A 14,266-nucleotide genomic window follows, 5' to 3' on the forward strand; every position below is an offset into this window, starting at 1 on the left:
CGTTGCCGTCATGGCGGCCGGCGATTCAGCTTCAACCGATGCGTGCTCCCGCGCCGCCGACGCGGACGCGGGGGTCGCCCGCGCGCAGCGTCACGGTGAGTTCGCCGGGGCGACCCAGGTCCTCCCCCTGGTGGAGTGTGAGGACGGCGTCCTCGGGGACCAGGCCGAGTTCACGCGCGTACGCGCCGAAGGCCGCGGCCGCCGCGCCCGTCGCCGGGTCCTCGACGACGCCGCCGACGGGGAAGGGGTCACGGACGTGGAAGACCGTGGCGGACTCCCGCCACACCAACTGAACCGTGGTCAGGTCCAGTTGGTGCATCAGGGCTTCGAGGCGCCCGAAGTCGTAGGCGAGATCCGCGAGTCGGGCGCGGGTCGCCGCCGCGAGCACGAGATGGCGGGCACCGGCGAAGGCGATACGGGGCGGGAAGGCGGGGTCGAGATCGGCTCGCGGCCAGTCGAGCGCTGCGAGAGCCTCGTCGAGGTCGGCGTCGGCGATCTCCTCGGTGTGCGGTTCGACGCTGGTGAGGATGGCCCGGAGCGTCCCGTTCTCCTCGGTCACCTCCACCGGTACGGCGCCCGCGCGCGTCGCGAACAGCAGTTCCCCCGTGCCCGTCCGTTCGGCCAGCGCGACGGCGGTCGCGACGGTGGCGTGCCCGCAGAACGGCACCTCGGCCTTGGGGCTGAAGTACCGGATGCGGTACGCCCGTCCGTCCGGACCGGCGAGGCCCTCCGGGGGCGCGGTCAGGAACGCGGACTCCGAGTATCCGAGCTCGGCGGCGATGGCCAGCATGTCGCTGTCGGCCAGGTCGGTGGCGTCCAGAACGACACCGGCGGGGTTCCCGCCGGACGGATCGCTGGAGAAGGCGGTGTAGCGCAATACCTCGGGGCGCGGCGCGTTCGTCGTCATGGTCGTGGCAACGCGGGGCGGGTTCCCGACCATTCCCGGACACCGCGCCGGTTCATCGTGCGCCTTCTTCTCAGCCCAGTTGCTCGGCCAGTCCGACGATGATGCCCTCCGGTCCGCGGACGTAGCAGAGGAGATAGATGTCCTCGAACCGGGCGATCTCGCCGAGGAGTTCGGCGCCGTGCGGGCGCAGGCGGGCGACGGTGTCCTTGATGTCGTCGACGGCGAACATGACGCGGTGGGTGCCCAGGATGTTGTGCGGCCGGTTGCGTGGCCCGTCGCTGATCGCCGCGGGGCTTCGGTACTTCGCCAGTTCAAGCTTGCTGTGCCCGTCCGGGGTCCGGACCATCGCGATCTCGCAGTGGACGCCGTCGAGTCCGGTGCACTGGTCGGCGAAGAGGCCCTGGACCTCTCCCCTGCCCTCCAGCTCCATTCCGAGTTCCACGAAGAACGCGACGGCGGCGTCCATGTCCTCGACGACGATGCCGACGTTGTCCATCCGCTGAATCGCCATGCTGGTCTCTCCCTCTTTCTCGTGCGGCCGGTGGCGACCGCTGCCGTCCCTGGGACGGAGTCGGTGGCCCGTTCTCGACATGCGCGGACCACCGGACTCCGAAAGAGGGTTCTCACTTCTCGGGTCAGGCCCGGGCCTCGGTGTCCTGCGCGGCGGCCGCGAACTCCTCGGGGCCCTGCTCCGCCGCCGCCGGGTCCATCCACATGACCTGCCAGCCGTGGCCGTCGAGGTCGTAGAAGCTGCGTGAGTACATGAAGCCGTAGTCCTCGGCACCGTCCACCTCGGTGCCGCCCGCCGCGAGTGCGGCGGCGCTGACCGCGTCGACCTCCTCGCGCGAGGACACGCTGAAGCAGTAGAGCGCCAGCGTGTGCGTGGTGGGGTCGGCCAGCGGCAGTTTCGCGAACTCCGCGAACTTCTCGCGGGTGAGCAGCATGACGAAGGCCTGCTCACCGACCAGCATGCAGGTGGCGGTCTCGTCGGTGAACTTCGGGTTGAAGGTGAACCCGAGCTTGGCGAAGAACGCCTTGCTGCGCTCCAGGTCCACCACGGGGATGTTCAGGAACAGCATGCGGCCGGGGTGTGCGGGAGTGGTCATGATGGGTCTCCGGTCAGTGGCTCGATGATGTACGTCCTGGTAGACCGGCCCGGTCCGCAAAACTCATCGGTGGCCCCGGCCCCGGTCTCGGTCCGGTGCCGCGATCAGGTGGCGACGGCCCGGAGCAGCACGGTACGCGTGCCGATCGCCGCCCGCGTGGAGGGCAGGACGGACGAGTTCGCGTCCGTCCGTGACGCTGCCGCGACGGGCTGGTGAACGCGGCGCTGTTCCAGAACTCGGGCATGGTCGAGCCGGAAGATCCCGGGGACCTGCGCCACGACCTGGTCGACCACCCGGTGGCGGGTGCCGTGGCACGCGATGAACTGCCGCCGGTCGACGGCTGCTTCCTCGCGGAGCTGCCGACCGGCCCGGTGCACCTGTGCGTCGGCCGCGGCCTGCGTCCCTTCACCCGCGCCGAGGCGGAAAGGGTCACGGACGTGGTCCTGGCCGGGCTGTGGCACACGCCCGACTGACATTCGCGGCCCACAACACACGGCCGGGTGCCTGACCGACGCTCGCCGGTCAGGCACCCGGAGTGTCCGAACTGATCGTCACTTCTTGACGATTGACTCCACCCAGCTGATGAAGTTCGTCGTCGCGTCACCGGTGCGCTCGGCCATGGTGTGCGCCATGGCCCACACCGTGGCGAAGTCGACGTCGCGGATGCCGTAGTTCTTCAGAGCCAACTGGAGGTTGATCTCGGTGGTGTTGCCCGTGTCGCCCTGCATGATGCCGGTGCGGATGCGCCAGTGCCGCGCCACCTTCGACCGCCGGTAGCCGGCGAAGGCGGGCGAGAGGAAGTACAGCGGGTTGTAGGCGTCGGCCCGCCAGGCCATGTCCTTGCCGACGCTGTCCTTCTTCGCGAAGTCGCTGTCGTACGCGGCGGATCCGTAGGCGGTGTCCCAGTCGGAGTACGTGGCGTACGTCGTCTCGTTCGCCTTGACGACGTCACGCGTGAGCGGCGCGAAGTGGGACGGGGCACCCAGCCCCATCGCGAAGACGCTGTTCTCGCCCTGCCCGCGGGAGACCCCGTCGAAGGCGCCGACCGGCTTGTTCGCGTTCTTCTGGCTGTTGACGAAGCCTTCGAGGCCGGACACCGTCGCGGTGTTGGTCGTGGCGTCGTAAGTGACCCATGTGCTGCTGGTGTTGAGGTAGGCGATGTAGTCGGCGACCGTCTCGTACGTGGTCGAGGTCCCCGTCTGGCCCGAGCCGGGCGGCCCGCCCTGGGTCGTGATGGTGTACGGGAAGGTGTTGTCCGACAGGAAGTTGTTCAGCGAGGTGGTGATCACCTCGATCAGGTGGTCGTAGTAGCTGCCGGCCAGGTACGTGCCGCCGGCGGACTCGGTCAGCTCCAGGCGCCCGCCGTGCTCGTCGCGCAGCCCGAGGCGGTTGAGGTACTTGGGCCAGGCCTTCGCGAGGTCGGCCGAGTAGGCGCTGGTCCATGTGGTGGACGCGCGGGTGCCGGTCGAGGCGAACTGGCCCATGTTCCACTCGTAGGACAGGTTGGCCTCCGCCAGGTTGGTGATCGGGCACCAGGCCATGACGCCCGCGACCGCGTCGCTGAGGGGGCGGCCCTGGGCGTCCTCCATCGCCGCGCCGATCGTGCGCAGGTACGGGTGGTAGAGGGGGCTGTCGCCGGACGTGCCCGCCACGGTGTCCTGGGCGCCGCCGCCGCTCATGCCGAACAGGACGATGTCGTCCGTACTGCCGGGCAGGACGCTCTCGTTGTAGCGGAGGAACCGGATCGCGGCCTTCAGGTCGGTCACGCCCCAGGGGGCCGCGTCGGAGCGGGTGCTGGTCGAACTGTCCCGGCCGCGCAGGCCCGGCCAGACGTAGACGAGCCCGGCCGCGAGGTACTGCGACACGCTGCTGTAGCTGTAGGACGTGGCGGGCGCCTGCTGGGCGTAGCCGGGGGTGTTGACCGGGATCACGATCGGCGCCGTGCCTCCCGAGTACTGGCCGACGGTGCCCTTCCGGTTGAGCTTCGCGGTGTACGTGGTGCCGTCGCTGTTCGCGGTGGCCGTCAGATAGGCGCCCGGCACATAGATCGACAGGTTCTCGTAGTCCGCCGCGGCCGGGTTGGCGACGTACACCTTCCCGAGCTGGTAGTACACGTCGTTCGTCGCGTCGTACGACCAGGCGGTGGAATCGAACTCCAGCGAGTACGCCGAGGACGTGCCCGTCGAACTGCTCGACGAACTGCCCGACGACGAGGTGGCGGCGAAGGCCGTGCCCGCCGTGCCCTCGGCGACTCCGAACGCGGTCATGGCCGCGACGCCCGTGGCGCTCCGGATCACAGTTCTGCGATTGACGTCCACCCGTGGACCTCCTTGTACAGCTGGTTGCGTGGTCACAGCCGTACGCGCCCAGCGCCTCGGCGACAGCGCGGGCGGGTTGGGCGGCGTGCGGCTCGGTCGCGTCCCAGACTGTCGGCCAGGGGGCCAGGATTGTTAACAATTTCGATGATAATTCTGTTAGAAGTCGGCGCGCGGGACGTTCGCGGTCGGAGTCCGGCGCTCTCGTGCACGGTCGAATCAAACCGGGTCACCGAAGCCGCCACAACCTCTCTCCGTGATCACCACCACGTCCCCACCAAGGAAGTGCGACGGTAGCGGCCGGAGACAGGAATCACACAGGCGAAGGAGCCCCTCCCGGCCGCGGAGGCCGTGTCGACGCCTCCCTGCCCCCGCAGGCGCACGGGCCGCACCCCCTGCCCGGCAGCCGCTCCTCCACCCCGCACGGACACCAATGACCACCGAAAGCCACCACCGCTCCCCCCACACTCGAAAGGCCCCCTACGTGAACGTTCCTGCCCTTCGTCGAATCCCCACGCGCCATCTCGCGACAGCCCTGACCGCCTCCGCGTCCGCGCTGGCGCTCACCGCGTGCGGCGTCATCGACGGAGTCGGCGGAAGCGACAGCTCCGCCTCCCCCAGGAAGGGCGACGACATCACGGTGGGCCTGCTCCTGCCCGACAAGGACACCGCACGCTTCGAGAGCTTCGACCACCCGGTCATCGAGAAGGAGGTCGCCGCCCTCACCCACGGCAAGGGCAAGGTCGTCTACGCCAACGCCGAGGCCAGCCAGGACAAGCAGAGCCGGCAGTTCCAGCAGATGGTGGCCCAGAAGGTCGACGTCATCCTGGTGGACGCGCTGGACGCCAGGGCGATCGCCCCCGACGTGCAGAAGGCCAAGAACGCGGGCATCCCCGTCATCGCCTACGACCGGCTCGCCCAGGGCCCGATCACCGCGTACGTCTCGCACGACAACGAACTCGTCGGCGAGATCCAGGCCCGCGCGATCATCGACGCGCTCGGCAGCAAGGCGGCAACGAGCAGGATCGTCATGATGAACGGCGACCCCGCGGACACGAACTACGCCAAGTTCAAGGAGGGTGCCCTCGGCGAACTGAAGGACAGGGTCCGGATAGCCAAGGAGTACGACACGGCCAAGTGGTCGCCGAAGGTCGCCGAGGCGAACATGAAGAAGGCGATCCAGGCGGTCGGCCTCGACAACATCGCCGCCGTCTACGCGGCCAACGACGGCCTGGCGGGCGCCGTCATCCAGGCCCTCAAGGACGCCGGTGCCACGAAGATCCCGCCGGTGACCGGCCAGGACGCGAACCTCGACGCGGTACAGCGGATCGTCTCGGGCGAGCAGTACATGACCGCGTACAAGCCGTTCCCGGACGAGGCCACCCGCGCCGCACAGATCGCGGTGTACAAGGTCCAGGGCCGCGACATCCAGTTCGACGCGCTGACCCGGGACACCGTCGACAGTCCCACCGAGAAGAAGATCCCCGCGATGCTGGTACCGGTCGTCTCCCTCACCAAGGACAACATCAAGGACACGGTGATCGCGGACGACATCTACACCGTCAAGGACATCTGCACCCCGAAGTACGCGACGGCCTGCGCCGCGATCGGCCTGAAGTAGCGGCCGCCGGTTCCCGCCGAGGAGGCGATCTGCGGCTGGGTGCGGAAGACCTGGCCGCAGGGGGAAGGACAGCGGCTGTGCTCGACACCCGGACCGTCGTCGAGGACAGTCCGACTTCTCGACGACTCCGCCGACCGGCCGCGCCGCGACGACGGCCGGCTCGACGGGCCGCACGGACTTCGCCGGGACCGACTACCGCGACCTGCACCGCCCTCGCCTCCGGGGGGGGGCGATGCGCCTACGGCACCTTCGCCGGCGCCGCACGCCGGCGGTTTCCGAACGCGAAGTCCCGGAACAGGGGCGTCTCGGCCCTCCCCGGTCCGCGCTGGCGGAGGGCGTAGCCGACGAGGGCGTGGTTGACCATGTAGAGGCGGTGCTCCTCGTGTCCTCCGGTGGAGAGCTGGTCGACGACCCAGGCGATGGGTGTGGCTCCGGCACAGGCCTCCCTCGGCTCGAACAGCAGGTGCGCGGCCCCCACTTCGCCCAGCACGTTCAGCGTGCAGGCGAACGGATAGGGGCGGTTGATCCGGTCGTCGTCGGTGCGGTTCAGGTCGGGGAAACCGTCCACCAGCCGCTCCAGCGTCTTGCCGCTGATCAGGTCCATACGGCCGGTGACCATGGCGGTCTGGATGACGTACGCGTACGCGATCCCGTTGAGGAAGTAGTTCGCTCCGGGATAGATGTGCACCCACCGGCCCACGGTGCCCTCGACGAAGGCGTCCGGGTCCGGCACCTGCTCGTCCAGGCGGCCGAGGTTGTGCAGGGCGATGAGGTAGTACAGGCCCATGTGCGTGCGCTCGACGGGGGTGATGCGGCCGAACAGGTCCCTGGCCTCCGCCGGCCGGTCCCGCCGGTGGGTGAGGTACTCGTCCGCCCGGCCGCTCATGGCGATGGTGTTGAGCATGGTGAGCAGCGGATAGATCCGCACGAAGCTCTCCGACATGGGCTGCGGGAACGCCGGCGGCAGGTTCAGCCCGTCGGCGCGGTCGAGGTGGGTCAGGATGTCCTTGATGTGGTCGCGGCCGTCGTCGAAGACGAACCGCTCGTATCCCAGCAGCGAGATCACCGACAGCAGCACGGAGCCGCCGCGCCCGCGGAAGAACGGTGCCGGGATCTTCTCCAGGAGTTGCAGCGCCTCGCGGACGTAGTGGCACCGACCGGTCACCAGCCGTTCCTTCAGGCCGAGTTGGCCGATCGCGAGAAAGACCGCGGAGTAGGCGGACAGCTTCTCGTAGTGGCCGTGGCGTCCGGCGTTCTCGTCCTTGATCCGGTCGGGCTCGATGGTGTCCGCGACGGCCAGGATCTCCGCCGGGAAGTCGGTCTCCGCGTTGAAACCAACAGGGCACGTTCCAGGCCGAGTTCGGCGACGGCGTCCATCAGGATGCAGCCGGCCATGACCCGGAAGTACGGGTTCTCCTCGGCCCGGACCGCGTCCATGATCGGGCGGAGACCGGCTTCCGGGTCCGAACGGCGCGCGCCCCGGCCGGGATCGGCGACGTCCAGCACGAAGTGGGCCATGAGCCGCGAGAAGCGGGTGTAGGCGTCGACGACTCCCTTCTCGGTGAGGAGGTCGAACGCGTGCCGGATCCGGGCGGCGGCGTCCGGGTCGTAGGCGACCGGGTACTGGCCGAGGCCCGTGCCGCGCTCGGCTCCGCGTCAGCACCGGAAGGCCCATGAAGACACACGACACGCCCGGCACAGGCGACCTCGCGCCGCTGCTCGAACCCCTCAAAGGCGCTCGCCAACCCCGTGCGGCTGCAAGTGCTCCAGTGGCTGCGCGCACCGGAAGAGCACTTCCCGGTGGACCCGACCGTCACCGATCCGCGCACGGTCGGCGTGTGTGTCAGTCATATCCAGGCCAAGACCGGACTCGCGCAGTCCACCGTCTCCGCCTATATGGCCGTGCTCGAACGCGCGGGCCGGGTGCGCTCCACCCGCGTAGGGAAGTGGACCCACTACCGACGCGACGAGGAGCACATCGCGCGGTTCGTCGAGGAACTCGGACTCGGGGGCGGGCAGGCCCACCTGGCGGAGCTCCTCTCCCAGTGAATCCGCTTCCCTTCCCAATGAATCTGCTTCCCTGACGGCCCGAGGGTCCGGATCACGCCCGCCCTCGGCCCGCCGTCACGCACCCGTCGCCGACGGCTCCTGCCGCTGGAGCCCGTTCGCCTCGGGCAGCAGACACAAAGGCTTTGCCGGCTTCTCACCGCGCACCGTCGCGTCGTCGCGTCGTCACCGTGCACCGTGCCACCCCGGCCATCGGTACGGCGGCGCAACGCGTCCACACAGACATACCGCATGAAGTATCGGGCGTCGGTCGCGCAGCGGCGCGGCGAACGCCGTCTTCGGCCGCGGAGCCCGGCGTTCGGCGGCCGAAGACAGCGAAGCCCGGAATGACCTACGACGTGCGTACGTCCAGGTTCGTCTCTCGGGCGTGATCCACCTCCCGGGCCGCAAAGCCACACAGCGGCTTCCCGTCACCGTCCGCGACCGCCTCACGGCACCGGCAAAGAGGCCTCCTTCCCGGGGAGGCGTGATCGAGGCGTCCTGAACAGGCCACTGGGGGAACGGAAGTGCGGGAAACCCTGAACGTACGCCACCGCTCGGCTAGCCTCGTGATTCCTTGAGGCCGAACTGACGTACGGCGCACATCACTTCGGGGGTTCCTTGTCAGAACAGCGGCCGATGTCACCGGACTTGGCAACGAACGAGGCCGCCGCACTGCGGCAGACCGGTGCCTCACCCCTACGCCTCGGCGACCCGGACCACATCGGCCCCTATGTGCCACTGGCACTGCTCGGTAGCGGCGGTATGGGGCGGGTCTATCTCGCACGTCCGGCGGACGGCGGTCCCGGTCTGGCCGCAGTGAAAGTGATCAGGCCGGAGTACGCGGACGATCCTGGCTTCCGGCGCCGGTTCGAGCGTGAAGCGTCGGTGCACGAACGGGTCGGCACGTCGCACACACCGAGACTGTGCGGCACGGGCTTCCAGGACGAGTTGCTGTGGATGGCCACCGAGTACCTCCCGGGGCTCGATCTCGCGCATGCCGTACGTGAGCACGGCGCCCTGGAGACGGCCGCGGTCTGGCGTCTGGTGGCGGAGCTGGGGCAGGCGCTGGCAGACCTCGCGGTCACGGGGATCGTGCACCGGGATCTGAAGCCGTCCAACGTGCTGTTGTCCGTCGGGGGCGCGCATGTGATCGACTTCGGCATTTCGAAGGCCGTGGACGCCAGCACGATCACCGGCACGGGTGTCCGGGTGGGAACTCCGGCCTACATGTCGCCGGAACACTTGAGGACCGGCAGATCCGACACGGCGTCGGACGTGTTCTCACTCGCCGGGACCCTGGTGTATGCGGCGGCGGGGCATGCCCCGTTCGGCGACGGTACCGGAGTCGACGTGATGCACCGGGTGGCGTTCGAGGAGCCGGATCCCGAGCTGATCGCCGAGATCTCGGCTGCGGACGCGGCACTCGGCTCGCTGCTGACCGCCTGCCTGGCCAAAGAGCCCGAACGGCGGCCCACAGGGCAGGACTTGATCATTGCCGCCGGTGAACGCACCGAAACGACCGTGTGGCCCGAGCCGCTCGCCGGCCAACTGCTGGCCCGGCAGCGGGCGTACGAGGTGCTGTACCGCCTCCCTGTCGCATCGCAAGCCCGCTTAGGGTCTCCGGACGAACGGCCGATGGCCATGCCGTCGGCACCGGCCGGGCAGGGCGGCCGACCTGGTCCGCCCGTTCCCGAACCACCGGTGGTGGCCGCCGACGCCGCCTCCGGGACACCATCGGCACGTCCCCAGGAGGGCAAGGTCCGCACCTGGGCACGGAGGAAGTCGGTACGGGCCATGGCCGTGGGCATCGCCGTCTGCGCGGTGGCCGCAGGGGGCTTCGTGCTCAGTCGCCATGACCCCCCGCCCGCCACTTCCGCCCCGGGGTCCGCTTCGCCAACCGGCCGCACCGTGGCCGGCGGCACCGTCTTGTCACCCATACCCGGGGCCTCGGACGTGGGGGCCGCATCCGGCAAGAGCGTCGACGGCGCCGCGAACCCGAACGGCGCGTCCGCGAACCCCGGGGATTCCGGCTCCGCCGCACCGGGGGTGCACGGCACTCCCTCCGCTCCCGATGCCGATCCCAGCGCCTCGGCCGCCACTACTCCCTCGTCGTCTCCGAGCAGTCCGCCCACCACCGAGCCCGCGACCCCGGCCTGGATCTCGGACTGCACGTACTACAACGGCAACGGACGCACGCGCCTGGGAGACAGCGGCAAGCGTGTACTGCAGGTGCAGTGCATGCTGACGAAGCGCGGCTACGGCGTCGGGAGCACAGGCGTGGACGGCGACTTCGGTGCCGGAACCGAGTCCGCGGTGCGGAGCTTCCAGAGCGACAAGCTGCTGGACGCCGACGGCGTCGTGGGCCACGAGACCTGGCTCGCGCTGCGCAGCACGGAGTGATGCACCTGCCCCGCCCGCCGCGATGTCCGACCCGGCGGCTCGGTCGCCGCATCCGACCCGGGTGACACGGCGTTCGAGTGTCTCCGGAACGTCACCCGCGGCGAACCGCGCGCGGTAGTGCGCTGTCCGCGGCACCTGACCCGCCGGCTCCCGCCCTCTCTCTGATCGTCACGGCACACGCTCGTGGTGGGCCTGCGCCGCCCAGGACGCCGTCACCTGGCCCTGTCCGGCCGGAGATGGACCAGGCCGACGAAGACGGTCAGTCACCACCCCGGGGACTCGTTGGGTCCTTGTCGTCTCGCATGGCCCCGTTCCCCCCTCTGCCCGGGCGGAGCCACCACTTCCGCGAGGAGAGCTGAGGGAGCGTCGACGAGAGTGCGAGCGCCGCCGCGAGATCGGTGTCGGTGATCTCGTCGACATACGGTTCGACGCCCCCACAGAACAGCGCCTCGGCCTCGGGACTGAAGCAATGCCGCTGTCGTCCAGGGCGGTGGCGTCCGGAACGACGCCCGGACGTGGGTGAACTGATGGCCGAGGTCACAGGAACGCGCCACCGCCGCCCACCTACGGACTTCGTCCAACGGCCACCGCGCGTAACGCCACCGCCTACCGGGCCGATCCCTCAACGCGCCCCAACTCCCTTGCCCCGGCAACAGCACCCACCTAACCTGACTTTGTGCCGCAAATAAACAAACCCCGAACGCACAACGCCGTGCCGGGCACCCCCACCGACCTCACCCGGCTCCGAGCCGTCCTCACCGCCTTCTTCGCCCTCGACGGCTTCATCTTCGCCGGCTGGGTCGTCCGCATCCCCGCCATCAAGCACCAGACCGGCGCCTCCGCCGGCACCCTCGGCCTCGCGCTCCTCGGCGTCTCCGCCGGCGCCGTCGTCACCATGATGCTCACCGGCCGCCTCTGCCACCGCTACGGCAACCACCAAGTCACCGTCGCCTGCGCCGTGCTGCTGTCCCTCAGCGTCTCCCTCCCCCCGCTCACCCACTCCGCACTCACCCTCGGCCTCGTCCTGCTGGTCTTCGGCGCGGCCTACGGAGGGATCAACGTCGCGTTCAACAGCGCGGCGGTCGAGCTGGTCCGGGCCATGCGGCGGCCGATCATGCCCAGCTTCCACGCCGCGTTCAGCCTCGGCGGCATGGTCGGCGCCGGCCTCGGCGGGCTGGCCGCCGGAAGCCTGACCCCCACACAGCACCTGTTCGGCCTCACAGTGCTCGGCCTCGTCGTCACCGCCCTGATCGGCCGCCCCCTGCTCCGCCTCCAGCCCCCGGCACCGCACGAGGACCCACCGCAGGAGGAGGCCGCGCCCCGCCGCCTCACCACCCGCACCCGCGGCCTCGTCGTCACCTTCGGCCTGATCGCCCTCTGCACGGCCTTCGGTGAAGGGGCCCTCGCCGACTGGAGCGCCCTGCATCTGCAACAGGACCTGGATGCCACGGCCGGTGCCGCCGCCATCGGCTACTCCTGCTTCGCGCTGGCCATGACCGCCGGCCGGCTCAGCGGCACCCGGCTGCTCGAACGTCTCGGCCGGACCCGCACCCTCGTGGCCGGCGGCACGACCGCCGCCGTGGGCATGCTGCTCGGTGCGCTCGCGCCCACCCTGTGGGCGGCCGTCCTCGGCTTCGTGATCACCGGGCTCGGCCTGGCCAACCTCTTCCCGGTCGCCGTCGAACGCGCCGGCACCCTCGCCGGTCCCGACGGAGTCGCCATCGCCTCCACCCTCGGCTACGGCGGCATGCTCCTGGGCCCGCCCGCCATCGGCTTCATGGCGGACTGGTACTCGCTGCCCGCCGCCCTCACCAGCGTCGCCGTCCTCGCCGCCACGGCCGCGCTCATCGGATTCCTCACCCGGCACGCGGCAGAACGTTGACTCCCGTTCACCCGGGGTGGCAAACAAGCCAACGGGCGGCCGAACAAAGGCGGTTGGGACCGGCGGGGCGCATGAGCCGAGGCGTGGGGGAATAACGTGGGCCTCCACGACCGGTGTTCGACGGTTTCGTGGCTCTCACCACGGTGGTCGCGACCACGGTGGCTCTCACCACGTACACACAGGAGTGACCATGACGGACGAGGCAGCCAGCTCCGAGCAGGAAGCGCTCTCCAAGTTCGATACGACGGTGCCGCAGTCGGCCCGGATCTGGAACTACTGGTTAGGGGGCAAGGACAACTACGAAGTGGACCGCGTAGCCGGTGACGCCTTCCGCGAGATCTTCCCCGGGATCGAGACCGGGGCCCGCGCCGCCCGCTACTTCCTCGCCCGCGCCGTGCGCCATCTGGCCGCCGATGAGGGCATCCGACAGTTCCTGGACGTCGGCACCGGGCTGCCCAACGTGGACAACACCCATGAGATCGCCCAGCGGGTGGCCCCCGAGAGCCGCATCGTCTACGTCGACAACGACCCGCTGGTGCTGGCCCACGCCCGCGCCCTGCTCACCAGCACCCCGGAAGGCGTCACCAACTACGTCGACGCCGACCTCCGCGACCCGGACACCATCGTGCGGGAGGCGGCGAAGACCCTGGACTTCGACCAGCCCGTCGCGCTCATGCTGATGGGCATCCTGGGGCACATCGAGGACTACGACGAGGCCCGGTCGATCGTGCGGCGACTGGTGGACGCCCTGCCCGCCGGCAGCTATTTCGTGCAGTACGACAGCACGAACACGAGCGAGGCGTACGTCGACGCCATCCGGCAGTACAACGAGGGCGGTTCGATCCCGTACATCCTCCGCAGCCCCGAGCAGATCGCGGGCTTCTTCGAGGGTCTGGAACTGCTGGAGCCGGGCGTGGCCTCGTGCTCGCGCTGGCGGCCCGACGAAAGCGCCTGGGGCCTGCCCGCGGAGGTGCACCAGTACGGCGGCGTCGCCCTCAAACGCTGACCTCGGCCCGCCCGACCCGCCCGGTCCACGTCCCGGCTCAGGTCTCCTGAAGGATGCGATGCAGGATCGTCGGAGTCTCCTCCGGCGATTCCGCCTCGACCACCAGGCGGTTCATGACGTCCCAGTAGCACTCGATCTCGCTGGGCCGGTCGGGATAGAGGGCGGTGACGCGCTGTTCGAGGTAGACCATGTCGGGCAGCCGGCCGCCGGGCAGCCGCAGGATCGTCACCGGACCGGCTTCCCCGGCGTGGCCGCCGGCGACGAACGGCATGATCTGGACGGTGACCTGAGGCAGCCGGCAGATCTCGATGAGATGCCTCAACTGGGCGCGCATCGTACGGATGCCGCCCACCGGGCGGCGCAGCGCCGCCTCGTCGATCACGGCCCAGAGCTGCGCCGCCGGCCGCCTGCGCAGGATCCGCTGGCGGGTCATCCGCAGCATGACCCGCCGGTCGAGCTCCGCCCCGCGAGCGTCCGAGTGGGCGAGCCGCAGGGAGGCGCGCGCGTAGTCCGGGGTCTGGAGCAACTGGGGCACGCGCTGGACCTCAAAGCAGCGGATGAGGCTCGCCGCCTGCTCGGCCCCGAGGTAGGCCTGCGTCCAGGTCGGCACCACATCGTTGAAGTACTGCCACCAGGCAGGGGTGTTGGCCTCTTCGGCCAGGGTCAGCAGGGTGGCGCGCTCGCCCTCCTCCCGGACGCCGTAGAGCGTGAGCAGGTCGGCCACGTCGCGCAGTTTGAATCCGTGCCGCCCCGCCTCCAGCCGGCTGATCTTGGACCGGGAGGCGCGGATGACCTCGCCTGCCGCCGTGCGGGAGATGTGCCGCGCCTCTCGCAGTTCGCGCAGCCGCGCGCCGAGGACCAGACGCGGCACCACGGGGCCGGCCGAACCCCCGTCCAGGAGCGCGCTGTCGGGCGGTGTGGTTAAGACCTCGTCGGAACCCATGGTCGAACTCCCTGCGGTGCACGCGACGTTGTGTGGG

General features: G+C 70.0%; 12 protein-coding genes. 6 read left to right on the forward strand and 6 right to left on the reverse strand.

The window, feature by feature from the left end:
* Positions 1 to 31: 31 nt before the first annotated feature.
* From ACWDEW_RS40220 to ACWDEW_RS40230, 3 genes are all read right to left on the reverse strand, one after another.
* The gene (locus tag ACWDEW_RS40220; RefSeq protein ID WP_450519987.1) at positions 32 to 907 is read right to left on the reverse strand and encodes a PhzF family phenazine biosynthesis protein; all 876 of its coding nucleotides are present in this window, start codon (positions 905 to 907) and stop codon (positions 32 to 34) included.
* A 70-nt stretch (positions 908 to 977) separates the two neighbouring features.
* The gene (locus ACWDEW_RS40225) at positions 978 to 1,418 is read right to left on the reverse strand and encodes a VOC family protein (protein WP_450519989.1); all 441 of its coding nucleotides are present in this window, start codon (positions 1,416 to 1,418) and stop codon (positions 978 to 980) included.
* 124 nt (positions 1,419 to 1,542) lie between these two features.
* Complete coding sequence (locus ACWDEW_RS40230; RefSeq protein ID WP_450519991.1) at positions 1,543 to 2,013, reverse strand: VOC family protein; 471 nt, start codon at positions 2,011 to 2,013, stop codon at positions 1,543 to 1,545.
* Positions 2,014 to 2,255: 242 nt separating this feature from the next.
* Here ACWDEW_RS40230 and ACWDEW_RS40235 point away from each other — a divergent pair, with 242 nt between their 5' ends.
* Entirely contained in the window at positions 2,256 to 2,486 is a 231-nt protein-coding gene (locus ACWDEW_RS40235) for a hypothetical protein (RefSeq protein ID WP_450519993.1), read from the forward strand.
* Between the two features lie 78 nt (positions 2,487 to 2,564).
* On the opposite strand, the gene ACWDEW_RS40240 is transcribed toward ACWDEW_RS40235, so the two are convergent.
* Entirely contained in the window at positions 2,565 to 4,280 is a 1,716-nt protein-coding gene (locus ACWDEW_RS40240; RefSeq protein ID WP_450519995.1) for an esterase, read from the reverse strand.
* 532 nt (positions 4,281 to 4,812) lie between these two features.
* Here ACWDEW_RS40240 and ACWDEW_RS40245 point away from each other — a divergent pair.
* On the forward strand, positions 4,813 to 5,949 hold the full coding sequence (locus tag ACWDEW_RS40245) for a sugar ABC transporter substrate-binding protein (protein ID WP_450519996.1): 1,137 nt from the start codon (positions 4,813 to 4,815) through the stop codon (positions 5,947 to 5,949).
* A gap of 238 nt (positions 5,950 to 6,187) precedes the next feature.
* Here ACWDEW_RS40245 and ACWDEW_RS40250 read toward each other — a convergent pair whose 3' ends face one another.
* Complete coding sequence (locus tag ACWDEW_RS40250; RefSeq protein WP_450519998.1) at positions 6,188 to 7,114, reverse strand: hypothetical protein; 927 nt, start codon at positions 7,112 to 7,114, stop codon at positions 6,188 to 6,190.
* A 584-nt stretch (positions 7,115 to 7,698) separates the two neighbouring features.
* Here ACWDEW_RS40250 and ACWDEW_RS40255 point away from each other — a divergent pair.
* The 4 genes from ACWDEW_RS40255 to ACWDEW_RS40270 all read left to right on the forward strand — a co-directional run bounded on the left by ACWDEW_RS40255 (position 7,699) and on the right by ACWDEW_RS40270 (position 13,286).
* Positions 7,699 to 7,998, forward strand: coding sequence for an ArsR/SmtB family transcription factor (locus ACWDEW_RS40255; protein WP_450520000.1), 300 nt, complete (start codon positions 7,699 to 7,701; stop codon positions 7,996 to 7,998).
* Positions 7,999 to 8,634: 636 nt separating this feature from the next.
* The gene (locus ACWDEW_RS40260; protein ID WP_450520002.1) at positions 8,635 to 10,398 is read left to right on the forward strand and encodes a protein kinase domain-containing protein; all 1,764 of its coding nucleotides are present in this window, start codon (positions 8,635 to 8,637) and stop codon (positions 10,396 to 10,398) included.
* A 712-nt stretch (positions 10,399 to 11,110) separates the two neighbouring features.
* Positions 11,111 to 12,280, forward strand: a complete 1,170-nt coding sequence (locus tag ACWDEW_RS40265; RefSeq protein WP_450520003.1) for an MFS transporter — start codon at positions 11,111 to 11,113, stop codon at positions 12,278 to 12,280.
* A 190-nt stretch (positions 12,281 to 12,470) separates the two neighbouring features.
* Entirely contained in the window at positions 12,471 to 13,286 is an 816-nt protein-coding gene (locus ACWDEW_RS40270) for an SAM-dependent methyltransferase (RefSeq protein ID WP_450520005.1), read from the forward strand.
* Between the two features lie 37 nt (positions 13,287 to 13,323).
* Here the strand turns inward: ACWDEW_RS40270 and ACWDEW_RS40275 are convergent, their stop codons facing one another.
* Positions 13,324 to 14,229 carry a helix-turn-helix domain-containing protein gene (locus ACWDEW_RS40275; RefSeq protein ID WP_450520007.1) on the reverse strand — a complete coding sequence of 302 codons (906 nt, stop codon included), beginning with the start codon at positions 14,227 to 14,229 and terminating at the stop codon, positions 13,324 to 13,326.
* Between the last annotated feature and the right edge of the window lie 37 nt (positions 14,230 to 14,266).

It is taken from the genome of Streptomyces sp. NPDC001100 (assembly GCF_053598575.1).